Genomic DNA, 12364 nt, shown 5'->3' with positions numbered 1-12364 from the left:
TTCCCCTCACCCGCCTATGTTCGACGCGCCAACTCCTGTGCCTCGGCTCCCAGCCTGGCAAGACGAAGGTCGCCGAGCGCTGTTACGGCACTACCCAATCGGTTGGTCGTGAAACCCAAGGACAGACCACTGTCGAGGTCGGCGTACGCACCCGAACCACCGACCCCGTAATGGCCGATGGCGTTGCGCGGTTGACGGCGTGCCGCGATGATCGGCGGGTGATAGCCGAGAGCCCAATTGGGCCGAACGGCAAGCACGTAGTCACGCTCTCGCGTTTGAATGGTCGCCATCTGTTCGATGGTGGACTCTTTCAGGAACCGCTTTCCGTCGAGCATGCCGCCGTTGGCAATTGCCGCATACATTCTCGCCAGCGCCCGCGCGCTGAAGACCCCGTTCCAACCCGGCATCACCGTATCGTGCACCGCGGGATTACGAACCATCACGTCGAACCCGTCGGGCATCGCCGCCTCGGCCAGACCTCGAGTAGGTCCGACATGAGAGAGAACCGTGGAGGCAAACGCCCAGTTGAGGCCTGCCGGGTTGATGTGCGGAAACAGTTTCGCGATACGCGTCCGCTCGGAGATGGGTACCCGGAACCAGAATTCGTCGACACCGAGAGGCTTCGCGATCTCCGCCTCGACGACGTCTGTGAAGGGAAGTCCGGTCACCCGCGCAACCAACTCGGCTACCAACCATCCGTAGGTCACCGCGTGGTATCCGGGTCCCTTGAGCCGGCGCGGATCCGGCTTGCTCTCAGCCAGCGCGGCGACTACGGCGTCGTAGTCCATGAGATCGAGCGGATTGCGCATCAACCCACGCACCTTGTGCAGGCCGGCGCGATGCGTCATCAATTCACGAACGGTGATCTTGTCTTTGCCTGCGGCGCCGAACTCAGGCCAGTACTGCGCAACGGGTGCGTCGTAATCGATCAATCCGCGCTCAGCCAAACGATGTACGACGGTACTGGCCACGCCTTTGCCGGTGGAGAAGGAGAGCGAGATCGTGTCGTGGTCCCAACGGCGGTCACGGTCGGCATATCCGGCCCAGATGTCGAGTACTTTCTCGCCGCCCTGATACGCGACCAAAGCGCCGCCGCCTTGCTGCGGTTGCCGGTACATCGCAAAGAACCGGTCTGCCAGTGGCAGGAATCGACGATCCACATACAACTCGGTCCGCGCCGGCGACTCTGTGTATGCGAGTGAACCGCGCCGTGCGTTTGCAGTCATCGCGTCCTCCGATCCCCGTTTGATCACGGCCAACTGCCCTGATCGACCCACCACAGCTTTACATCCTTGTGACCGGTGTCACGATGTGAACTGTAGTGCGAGGTACCGTCACGGCAGCGTCCAGGTCGATATTCCATCGCTGAAACACCCCTGAGCAGTCGCGATATTGAAAACCAGCGCAGGGCCCCCGCCGCAGATTGCGCCAACGTCGGCGTCGCCGACGGCGGCGCGACCGCCTGGACCCGCCAACACGAGTGCAAAGGGTGACGCGGTGCGGCCGAGAGCTAACGAATCCCGCCCGAAAGCAACGGCAGCAAGCATGCCACCGCGTGTTTCCGCCGCCGCGACACCACCGAACATCGCAAGCCCAGCAGACGTGCCGCCGTCACGCGAGTCCGCGGCCCCCACTCCGTCACCTTCGACATGCGAGATAGCGGAACTGCCGGCATCGGCCACCGCCCGGCAGGCCGACGAGCCGTCCACCAGAGTCTGGTCGAGCCCTCTCGCAGAGCAGTCCAACGTTGCGGCCGACGCGTGTGAAGTTGCGCCGACAATGCTCAGAGCAGCAATTATCCCGCCACCCATCAATAATCCGGTTACCCGTGCGCCCCGGTGATCCATTTCAACCTCACAATGCACTCGCGAGTCTCGGATTTGTCCGATTCAGACGCTACTCGGTTTCCGGCTCCTTCCGATCTCGATCGCGACTCGGTTGCACCCGTTTCGGCTCACCCGGCATTTTGGGGTAGTTGGGCGGATAAGGGAGGTCTCCCAATCCAGCCGCGGTGTCCTTGTCGAACATTTCCAGAAGAACATCGAGTTCGAAGGCTTTCTCGTGCATCGCTGCCATCGGATCACCGCGGTCGGCGAGCAGACTCGGGACCGTCGCGATAGTGCAGTCATCGGGGTGTACGTCGCGCAGTTCGTCCCACGTCACCGGCGTCGACACGGTTGCTATCGGCGTCTTGCGCGCAGAATAGGCCGCGGCAATCGTTCTGTCCCTGGCATTTTGGTTGAAGTCGATGAAGATCCGCTCACCACGTTCTTCCTTCCACCACGCCGTTGTCGCTCGATCGCCGCTGCGTCGTTCGACTTCACGGGCAAGTGCAATTCCCGCGTGGCGAACCTCGATGAAATCCCAGCGCGGCGCGATCGGAATGTACACGTGCAGGCCCCGTCCGCCGGACGTCTTGGGGAACCCTTCCAAACCCAATTCCGACAGGAGTGGACGCAGTACATCGTCAGCGATCGCAACGGCCTCCGCAAAGCCGGTACCGGGCTGCGGATCGAGGTCGATCCGCAATTCGTCCGGGTGATCGGTATCCGGGCAGCGCACTGCCCAAGGATGGAACGTGATGGTCCCGAGGTTCGCTGCCCACACGATGTTGGCAGCGTTCTGTACTCGCAGGACATCGGCCTTGCGCCCGGACGGAAACATGACCTCACAGGATTGGACGTGTTCAGGTCGTTTTGCCGGCAACCGTTTCTGGTAGACCTCTTCGCCTTCGATACCGTCGGGGAAACGTTGAAGGTGAGTCGGTCGATCCTTCAGTGCGGCCACCGCGGCGCCCTGTAACGCGACTGTGCGGTAGTACTCCACAAGATGACGCTTGGTCCCGCCGTCTGCGCCCAATTGCGGATAGTAGATCTTGTCGGGGCTGGAGAGACGAACCGCGATTCCGTCGACATCCAGTTCCACTGCCGGACTGGCCATCACACACCACCTGCAAGGACATCCGCGAAGTCGTACCGCACCGGAACCTCCAACTGATCGAACGTGCACTCGTCGGGAACCCGATCCGGACGCCACCGCAGAAAACGCGCTGCGTGCCGGAAGCGTTCCCCTTCCATTTGGTCGTATGCCACTTCCAACACCCGCTCCGGGCGGAGCGGAACCCACGAGCGGTCGGCCGCCGACTTCCATCGGCTTGCCTCCCCTTCGGCCACCACGTCGTCGCCGACGCGGAGCGGTTCGAGTTCTTCCAGCAACTCGATGCGCCGCGCCGCGGTGAATGCCGAAGCGCCACCGACCATCTTCAATTCGGAGCCGTCGAACAAACCCAGCAGCATCGACCCGATCCCCGGTTGGCTCTTGTGCGGACGATATCCGAGCAGTACGACATCTGCCGTTCGAGCGTGCTTGACCTTGATCATTTCGCGCTTGTTCGGCAGGTAGGGGCCGACCAGCTTCTTGGCGATCACACCGTCCAGACCAGCGCCTTCGAACATCTCGAACCACCGCATCGCCTCACCGCTGTCGAAAGTGGCAGCCGTGACATGGCAGCTGAGACCGCCGCCGATCGTGTCGACCAACAATGCGCGTCGTAGCGTGAAATCTTCGGCCGCTACGTCGCGATCTCCAAGCGCCAGCAGGTCGAATCCGACAAATTGCGCTGGTGTCTGCTCGGCGAGCAATTTCACCCGGCTGGCCGCCGGATGGATACGTTCGGACAGCGCTTCCCAACTCAGCCGCGTCACACCGTTCACTTCCCGAGGAACGACGAGCTCGCCGTCCACCACGCATCTGTCAGGCAGTTCCGCTTTCACTGCTTCGACGATTTCGGGAAAGTACCGTGCCAGGTCCTTTCCGCCTCGAGAACCGAGGACCACCTCGTCCCCGTCGCGGAAGACAATCGACCGAAAGCCATCCCATTTCGGTTCGTACGACCACATCGGCTCATCGGATTCGGGTTGTACCGGCACTGTCGTAGCGGCCTTCGCCAACATCGGGGCGAGCGGCGGCATCTGAGGGAGGTCCACCCACTCATACTGACAGTCCAATTCGCAATTCGACTAGCGGTCAAGTGGAATAGATCCCGAACAGTTCAAGATCTAGCAAAGGGGGCTTCATGTCCGGAATCTTCGGACGCCTGTGTACAGCGGTAATCGCGACATCTGCGATCGCCATTTTCACCGTCGGGTGCGGATCTGACATCGAACCCAAAGCCATCGCGGAATCATCATCATCCGTGGCAGATTCGACCACCACGTCAGCGAGTCCCACGACCTCGAAAATCGACGGTCAAGAGGGCACCGACGCGGGCGGTGACGTCGATATCGACGTGAGCATCGGAGACTGCGTCAAGATCGGCGGCACCGCGAACGACGCCGAAATCGACCACGCCGTGTGCGGCAGCGATGAATCCAACTACAAGGTTGTCTCCAAAGCCCCCACGTCGGATCAGTGCGCGTCCGACATCGATCAGACCTATTACGAGACTCTCCTCGGTCAGGAACAGGGCGCTGTCTGCCTCGACATCGACTGGGTCGTCGGCGGATGCATGGATCTCGGACCTGGCGGCCTCGACGACGAGCCGGCCCGTATCGACTGCGGCGATTCGGGAAGCGACGTTGTCCAGGTAATCGAAATCCTGCAGGGCTCGACGTCCATCGACGATTGTGGTTCCGACGCAGATTCGGGATTCGAGCACGCCGAACGCAAGTTCACCGTCTGCACGGCAACCATGTAATCGCTGTGCGCCTTTGTCAACCGCGGGCGGTTGACAAAGGCGCACAGTCAGAGCCAGCCTCGCCGCTTGAAAATCGTGTAGAGACTTCCACATGTCAGCACCATCATCGAGAGTGCAAACGGATACCCCAACTGCCAGTGCAGTTCCGGGATGTCGTCGAAGTTCATGCCGTACACGGTTCCGATCAGTGTCGGGGCAAAGAGAATTGCTGCCCACGCCGACACTTTCTTGATTTCCTCGTTCTGCGCATAACTTGCGTGCGTGAGGTTTCGCATTTCCTCGTTCTGATTCTGCGACACCAGAGTTGCATTGACGGTCAGGATGTTTCCCAACAGCTGCCGGAACCCGTCGGCCTGCTCGACCACCGTTGTCGCGTGGTCGGTGACATCGCGGAGATACCGCTGCAATTCTTCGTCGGTGTGGTATTTGTCGAATCCGGCGGACAGTCCACGGAGCATACCGAGCAACGGCCTTGTGGCCCTCTGGAATTCGATGACTTCACGGGTCAATTCGTAGATACGACGCGACACTCCGGGATCACCGCTGAATACCTCGGTCTCGATCTCGTCGATGTCGTTCTGCAGGCCGGCGACAACCGGCGCATAGCCGTCGACGACCGCGTCGAGGATCGCGTAGAGAACCGCTTCCGTCCCCAGACGGAGGAGATCGGGATCGTTTTCCATTCTGGTTCGCACGGCGGTGAGGTCCGGCGATTCGCTGTGACGGACAGTGAGAACGAAATTGGGGCCGCAGAACACGTGCAGTTCGCCGAATTCGACGCGTTCGGTCTCGTCGCGGTAGCGCGCAGCGCGCAGCACGACAAAAAGGGTCTCACCGTAGCGCTCGAGCTTGGGCCGCTGATGGGCGACGATCGCGTCTTCGACAGCCAACTCGTGCAGATCGAAATGTTGTGCTGCAGCATACAATTGAGCGTCATCAGGACGGTACAGCCCGATCCATGCCATCGACTGCGAATCCGGCAGGCACGACAACGCTTCGGCCAGCGTGGACGGCGACGCGATACGAGCTCCGTCGCGGTACACGCCACTGTTCACCACCGTGGCTTCCACCGGCGCAATCGCATCGGCCGGTGCGGCCTTCACGACGGTACGGGCACGCACATGGCCGGTTCGGCTGTCACCGAAACCTGCCGAACGACGTGGAAATGGCGACCTGCGGGACTTGAATTCAGACATGCTGCAACAGCTTTCAAGGAAGAGTGAACGGCCGGGTTCGCTTCACAGCGAATCGTCAGGCCGATGAACACACGATGAAGCTGCAGCAAAATACCCGCCAATCCGGGTGGTCTACAGCTTCAGTTGGTACTCGGAGGTTGGCCACGCATTACAAGCCACACCTCCTCTTCCCTGAATTCCTACTCGATCATCATGCACTCGGACGGCGCACGACGCCCACACACTACCCCTCTTCCTGGAACTGGACAAACCCAGGATTCCGCCAACTAGAGAGTGATCGCGTCCAGCCGAAGTTTGATGAAGTCGGCCGACACGACGGGTTCCAGGCCGGAAACCCGCCCGATCGGCAACTCCAACGGGGTAACCACTGCGTCGTGATTGAGTTCGTAGAAGTAGATGAGCGAGACCAGATCTTCCTCCGGAGCGTCCGTCTGGGGAGGAAGCACGCGGTGCCGGCCCGACGGCCAGCGTTTGCCACTCCAGTACTCGAGGAGGTCCCCGATGTTGACCGTTAGCGCTTCGGCGTCGTACGGAGCGTCTTCCCAGCCGCCCTCGTCCGTGTACACCTGCAGTCCGCCGGATCCGAGCTCACGATCGAGAACTGTCACCGTTCCGAAATCTGTGTGCGGACCGATGCGGAACTGTCCCGGCTCAGGCTCACCCACCACGCTCATCGGTGGGTAGTGGTTGATGTTGCACGTCCAGGTGGGGAGGTCGGCAAGCCCGTCGAACGGGTTATTCGCCAAACCTAGTGCTGCGGCGAACATCTCCAGCAAATCGTCCGACAGTCGACGCATCTGCGCGGTGTAGACGGTCAAGAGTTCGTGAAGTTCGGCGACCTCGCTCGGCCAGACGTTGGAGAGGAACCAGACGTCGTCGACCAGTGGATCTCCCGTCCGAGTTTCCGCTCCGATCGCAAAGGTTTCCTTGAGATCCGGCGGAGTTTCGGTTCCCTCGGAGTAGCCGTTTGCCTCCATTCCCGGACCGATCCATCCGCGTTCGCCGACTGCTGCGGCATACCTGGCTTTGGTCGACTCCGGTAGTGCAAAGAACTTCCGCGCCGCGGCGCGCACGTCGGCGGCAAGTTCCCGCGTGATCCCATGCCCACGGACGAGGAGGAAGCCCGCCCGTTGCAGCCCTTCGTCCACCTCACGCGCGACAGCTTCGGCACCGAGGCCGCCGGCTCGCCACAGGGAAATATCCACGGTCGATACAGCTTTCATTCTGCTACTCCGATGTCTTCGTTCCACAGTGCCGGATTTGTTTCGATGAACTCGGTCATCAGATCGATGCAGTGCTGATCCCGCAGAACGGTGACAGACACCCCGTTCTCTCGGAGCCACTCGTGCCCGCCGGTAAATGTGACGCTTTCACCGACGATCACGGATCCGATGTTGAACTGACGCACGAGTCCGCTGCAGTACCAACACGGCGAGAGAGTGGTGACCATAATGGTCTGCCGATAGTCGCGTTGCCGGCCGGCGGCACGGAAGGCGTCGGTTTCACCGTGCACCGAGGGATCGTCATGCTGGACTCGACGGTTTCTGCCACTCCCGAGAAGGGTGCCGTCGGATGCGAAGAGTGCCGCGCCGATGGGGATTCCACCCTCACTGCGGCCGAGTTCAGCCTCGGTTATCGCTGCCTGCAACATTGTCTGGGGGTCGAGAGCGCGAGAAGCGCTCGTCACAGTCGTCGACATACCTCTACCTTCTGCGGTTCCGGCTACATCCACAACTGACACATTGTTGTAACGAGCCGCCCCTAGTGTGGACATACTGTCGCCCAGAGTGAGGAAAGCCGAACCGATGACTCTCACCGTGCGCGAGCTACTCGACAACCAGTTTCGTGGGGCCGATCCGCAGGTTCTAGCAGGTGGCAGCCAGTTGGGACGGGTGGTCCGTTGGGTCCATTCGAGCGAGATCTACGAGATCAGTCCGTTGCTGTCCGGGGATGAACTGTTGCTCACCACCGGCTTGGGGCTGTCCGGAGTCGATCCGGGGACAAGGCGGCATTATCTGCGAGAAGTCGGGAATCGAAACGTCGCCGGGGTTGCCGTAGAACTCGGGCGAACCTTCGACATGATTCCGCCGGACATGATCGAGGAGGCATCGATCATGGGGATGCCGCTGATCGCACTCCGAACTGTTGTCCCTTTCATCGAACTGTGCCAGAACGCGAACACGGAGATCATTTCGCGTGAAGTCTCGGTCCTGCGCCTGGGAAACGATCTTGCGCGGGTGCTCGAAATCGAATTGATGGCAGGCAGCGGTGTCGCCACTCTGCTCGAGCGCATCAGCGACGTAACCGGCTGCCCGTTGATCGTGACAAGCGGCAGCGGCGCCCTCGTCGCGGCACATGGCGTCGACGATGATCGATCTGCGTGGCGTGCCGCTGACGCCGGAACTGCCACTGCCGCTATCCATTCCAGAGACGGAATCTGGGGAACCCTGACGGCGGGACCAGGTTCGACACTGAATCCGGCGACGTTGCATGGGCTGTTGCAACGCGCTGCCGGTTCGTTGGGGTTGGCACTGACCTATTCGGGAAGCCTGACCGGCCGCCCCCAGCGAGCGGCCGCTACCCTCGTGTCGGATCTGCTGGAGCGGGGCGACGTACGGCAGATCGACCTTCGCGTCAGATCCGCGGCCGCCGGGTTCCATCCCACTCCCGGGCACCGCGTCGTTGCGATCGCTATCGACTCCCCTGGCTCACGAATCGCGATACGTCTGCTTGATTCTGCAGCCAAACTGCTCGGTCAACCCAATCTGGCAGCCGAAGTTCATGCCAGCACTTTCGGTCTTGTCGCGGTGCCTGCCAAGACAATCGATGCTGTCGGAGCCGTGAGTGCGGCATTCGGAACATCCTTGTCGTCCAACATTACCGACGGTGTCACGGTGGTGATCGGAGACCCGTGTGCGTTGACGCCGTCGGAGGTAAGTGCGGCACTACACGCTGCCAGATCAGGGCTTCGCCTTGCGACGTCGGCTCGTCGGACCTGGCTCGCCGGACGCGTGGTGACAACTACGCGCGAACTGGCACCGGAACTTGCGGTGGACCAGTTGCCCGTGGACGTCCGGGAGCGAATGGTCTCCGTCGTCGCTCCTTTGGTTTCCTGGGACGACACCCATTCGAGTAATCTCACCGGAACACTCGAAGTTCATCTCCGACACGGTTGCAGCGCAACACGTTCAGCGGCCGCATTACATCTGGGGAGGCAGTCGCTCTATCAACGACTCGATCGCATCCGGGCGCTACTCGGATACGACCCGTCGACGCCGTCGATGTACGCAACTCTGCTTCTAGCGCTGTGTGCTCACCGACTTGCCGCGAGAGATTTTCGAACCGTTGACGAGGAGATAAAGCCCGCCCGCGATGACAAATCCCACGAAGAACGTGATGTCGCCGAGTTCGGGGACTGACCGTACGACGTAGCCGACAAACTTCTCCTGATTGGAGAACAGCAGAACCGAGGTGAGGAGTGCGATCACGAAGGCTGAGAATCCACCCCAGTTGGTGTGCTCGGGATCGTAGAGGAGATTGTCGATGCGCTGCCCGCGGCGCAGATACTGGTCGGCGAACATGATGCCGAGCCACGGCCCGATCCAGTAGGCGACAACAAGAAGGAAAGCTTCGTAGCTTGCTGCTGCGTCGGCAAGCGCCCACCATGCAACGAGGAATCCGACAACTCCGAAGACCATTGCGACCATGGCGCGTTGCGTTTTCACCGGGAGTTTCAAGCCGATGGTCACAAAAGCCATCGAGCCGGAATAGACATTGAGCGCATTCGCGGCAACGGCTCCGAGCGCGATGGCCAGTAGCGTCAGATTGGCAAGTGCCGAGGGCAGATTGGAAGTGAAGGCGTCGGCGGGGTTATCCGACGATGCTGCACCGATCGTGACCGATGCTGCACCGACAACCGACAGTGCCACGCAGGAGACAAACAGCCCGGACGACGCGAACAGGCCCGTTCGGAACGTCGAGACCGACGATGGGAGGTAGCGCGTGTAGTCAGCGGCATAGGGCGTCCACCCGGCCGCGTACCCGAACGCGGTACCCACCGTGAGAAGGAACCCGCCAAGGCCACCGACGCCACCCTCGATCGCCGGTGCACCTGGATTGGCTTTGGTCAGAATGACAATCGCAGTGATCGCAAAGATGACGGCGAGGACGGGAAACGCGTATCGCTCGAAAGCCTGAACGAGGTTGTGCCCGAAGAAGGCAAACACGGTCTGGATGACCACGATCACCAACAGTGAAGGTACCGGCGGCAATCCAGTCAGTGTGTTGAGCGCAAAAGCGCCACTGACACTGTTGGTCGCAAACCATCCGACGCCGCACATGATCGACATGAACGCCGACGGCAGAGCATTGCCTCGGTATCCGAATCCCAATCGGCCGAGCACCATTTGAGGTACACCGTGCAGGGGTCCGCGTGCCGACAGCACGAAATGCGCGGCCGCACCGAGAGCTGTTCCGATGACCAGCCCGAGGGTTGCCTGCCAGAACGTCATGCCGAACACGGATACGGAGAGAACCCCGATGAAGATCGTGGCGAATTCGAGGTTCGGGGACATCCACGTCCAGAACAACTGGCCGGGCGTGCCGTGGCGATCCTCGTCGGGAATGAACTCGTTTCCGCCAGGTTCGACGGCAAGTACGCGGTCTCCGTACTCGCGATCCGCCCCGGTCTGCTCGCCGGTTACACCCTCGGTAATTGCCATAAGAGAACCTTGGGGTGCGGGGAGAGCTGCGACAACCGACAGACTGTCCGCCACCGCAGCCGGTTCTACGGACAGTCTGGCGGCGCGCTAGTGCGGCGCGCGCAACCCGCCGATCAAGAGTTCGACGATCTCGTCGGCCAACGCCTCGGTTTCCGCGAGCGACTGGCCTTCGCGACGGCGATACCAGAGATCGATACCGTTAAGGCTGCTGAGCAGCACTTTTGCCGCCATCCGCGGTGACGTCGCGCGGATCGACCCGTCGGCGACTCCGTCGATCATCACCTGTTCGAAGAGTTTCTCGTAGCCCAACCGGAGGTCGTTGAGTTCGACGAGCGCCTGCTGTTGGCGAAGTTTGAGTGCCGAATTCATCTGCCCCCGCACGCCCTGGTGAATTGCATGGTGATGTCCGAGGTGCGTCATCAGATTGATCAGATGGGCCCGCGACATCGCCGTCAGCTTGACCAATCCGGTGCCGCCCGCCGCCACTTCTCGGTCGACTTCCGCGCGGAGCCTGTTCATGCCCTGCTCGAAAATAGCCAGGTAGATATCGAACTTCGACCGAAAATGGTAGTAGACAAGACCTTTGGTAGCGCCGACGCGATCGGCGAGGTCGTCGATGGTCGTGGCGGCATATCCGTCCGCCGCAAATGCGTCTGCGGCCGTCTCGATGATCACCGAGCGCATATCCGGTGCGTCAGCACTCATCGTTCACCCTTCACTGCCTTGACTTGTTTCCACACTTTGACATAGTAATACTCAGTAGTATCCCAGATCAGAGAGGTTTTTCCCATGTCACTGGATTTCTCAGGCAAGGTCGCGATCATCACAGGCGCAGGCGGTGGCCTCGGCCGAGCACACGCCATGGCGCTTGCCGCGCGCGGCGCACGCGTTGTTGTCAATGACATGGGCGGATCCGTCAACGGCAGTGGCGGCGCCGATACCGCAGCCGCAAAGGTAGTCGCCGAGATCGAGGCTCTCGGCGGTGAAGCACTTGCGGACCACTGCGACATCACCGACGCCGACGCAGTTGCCGCCATGGTCGCCGCTGCGATCGAGAAGTGGGGCCGCGTCGATATTCTCATCAACAACGCCGGCATCCTGCGCGACAAGTCGTTCGTGAAGGCTGAACTGGACGATTTCCGCAAGGTCATCGACGTTCACCTCATGGGTTCCGTCATCGTGTCCAAAGCCGTCTGGCCGCACATGGTCGAGCAGAACTACGGCCGCATTCTCATGACCACGTCCGCGTCGGGTATCTACGGCAACTTCGGCCAGGCCAACTACGGTGCCGCCAAGTCTGGCGTCGTCGGTTTGATGAACGTGTTGTCCATCGAAGGCGAGCGCAAGGGCATTCGCGTGAACTCCCTTGCCCCCACTGCGGCTACTCGCATGACCGAGGACCTCCTCGACGAGAAAACCCTTGCACTCCTTGCTCCCGAGTCGATTTCACCCGGCGCGCTGTTCATGGTCTCCGACGACGCCCCCACCAAGACGATCCTCAGCGCGGGCGCCGGTGTGTTCGCGATTGCCCGCATGGAGGAGTCACAGGGTGTCTACATCCCGCGGGATGCGCTCTCGCCCGAGGTTGTCGCCGAACGCTGGGCCGAAATCAGTGACATGACCAACTCGGTCCAGGTTGCCGCGGCATTCGATCAGACGCGCCGATTCGTGGAGAAGGCAGTAGCCGAGCAACCTTCCGCCTGAACGACATCGACGAGGCCGCTACTCCGATTGTCGGCGGGCCAGTTGTT

General features: G+C 61.2%; 12 protein-coding genes. 3 read left to right on the top strand and 9 right to left on the bottom strand.

Going from position 1 to position 12364, the window contains the following annotated elements; all coding sequences use genetic code 11:
* Positions 1-14 precede the first annotated feature (14 nt).
* The 4 genes from FFI94_RS04500 to FFI94_RS04485 form a co-directional block, all read right to left on the bottom strand.
* Complete coding sequence (locus FFI94_RS04500; RefSeq protein ID WP_138871932.1) at positions 15-1226, bottom strand: serine hydrolase domain-containing protein; 1212 nt, start codon at positions 1224-1226, stop codon at positions 15-17.
* A gap of 108 nt (positions 1227-1334) precedes the next feature.
* A complete protein-coding gene (locus tag FFI94_RS04495; RefSeq protein ID WP_260683847.1) occupies positions 1335-1847 on the bottom strand; it encodes a DUF6764 family protein in 513 nt (170 codons plus the stop codon).
* A 49-nt stretch (positions 1848-1896) separates the two neighbouring features.
* The gene (gene ligD / locus FFI94_RS04490) at positions 1897-2940 is read right to left on the bottom strand and encodes a non-homologous end-joining DNA ligase (protein ID WP_138871930.1); all 1044 of its coding nucleotides are present in this window, start codon (positions 2938-2940) and stop codon (positions 1897-1899) included.
* Positions 2940-3986, bottom strand: a complete 1047-nt coding sequence (locus tag FFI94_RS04485) for an ATP-dependent DNA ligase (protein ID WP_138871929.1) — start codon at positions 3984-3986, stop codon at positions 2940-2942. Before FFI94_RS04485 ends, ligD begins: the two co-directional genes overlap by 1 nt.
* An 89-nt stretch (positions 3987-4075) precedes the next feature.
* Between FFI94_RS04485 and FFI94_RS04480 the strand changes: the two genes are divergently transcribed.
* On the top strand, positions 4076-4696 hold the full coding sequence (locus tag FFI94_RS04480; RefSeq protein ID WP_138871928.1) for a hypothetical protein: 621 nt from the start codon (positions 4076-4078) through the stop codon (positions 4694-4696).
* Positions 4697-4743: 47 nt separating this feature from the next.
* On the opposite strand, the gene FFI94_RS04475 is transcribed toward FFI94_RS04480, so the two are convergent.
* From FFI94_RS04475 to FFI94_RS04465, 3 genes are all read right to left on the bottom strand, one after another.
* Positions 4744-5892 (bottom strand): magnesium and cobalt transport protein CorA, encoded by a 1149-nt coding sequence (locus FFI94_RS04475; protein ID WP_138871927.1) that lies wholly within the window; start codon positions 5890-5892, stop codon positions 4744-4746.
* A gap of 266 nt (positions 5893-6158) precedes the next feature.
* Positions 6159-7115, bottom strand: a complete 957-nt coding sequence (locus FFI94_RS04470) for an isopenicillin N synthase family oxygenase (protein ID WP_138871926.1) — start codon at positions 7113-7115, stop codon at positions 6159-6161.
* Complete coding sequence (locus FFI94_RS04465; protein WP_138871925.1) at positions 7112-7591, bottom strand: nucleoside deaminase; 480 nt, start codon at positions 7589-7591, stop codon at positions 7112-7114. The genes FFI94_RS04470 and FFI94_RS04465 overlap by 4 nt, the downstream gene beginning before the upstream one ends.
* 106 nt (positions 7592-7697) lie before the next feature.
* Between FFI94_RS04465 and FFI94_RS04460 the strand changes: the two genes are divergently transcribed.
* Positions 7698-9311: a PucR family transcriptional regulator gene (locus FFI94_RS04460; RefSeq protein WP_138871924.1), complete on the top strand. Its 1614-nt coding sequence runs from the start codon at positions 7698-7700 to the stop codon at positions 9309-9311.
* Here FFI94_RS04460 and FFI94_RS04455 read toward each other — a convergent pair.
* The gene (locus tag FFI94_RS04455) at positions 9192-10613 is read right to left on the bottom strand and encodes a cytosine permease (RefSeq protein WP_138871923.1); all 1422 of its coding nucleotides are present in this window, start codon (positions 10611-10613) and stop codon (positions 9192-9194) included. The genes FFI94_RS04460 and FFI94_RS04455 overlap by 120 nt on opposite strands.
* Positions 10614-10700: 87 nt before the next feature.
* Positions 10701-11318: a TetR/AcrR family transcriptional regulator gene (locus FFI94_RS04450; protein WP_138871922.1), complete on the bottom strand. Its 618-nt coding sequence runs from the start codon at positions 11316-11318 to the stop codon at positions 10701-10703.
* 84 nt (positions 11319-11402) lie between these two features.
* Here FFI94_RS04450 and FFI94_RS04445 point away from each other — a divergent pair, with 84 nt between their 5' ends.
* On the top strand, positions 11403-12317 hold the full coding sequence (locus FFI94_RS04445; RefSeq protein WP_138871921.1) for an SDR family NAD(P)-dependent oxidoreductase: 915 nt from the start codon (positions 11403-11405) through the stop codon (positions 12315-12317).
* The last annotated feature ends 47 nt before the right edge of the window (positions 12318-12364 follow it).

The organism is Rhodococcus sp. KBS0724, assembly GCF_005938745.2.
Taxonomy (GTDB): Bacteria; Actinomycetota; Actinomycetes; order Mycobacteriales; family Mycobacteriaceae; genus Rhodococcus_F.
The sequence above is the reverse complement of the archived record's forward strand: the minus strand, read 5'-3'. Positions and strand labels throughout refer to the sequence as shown.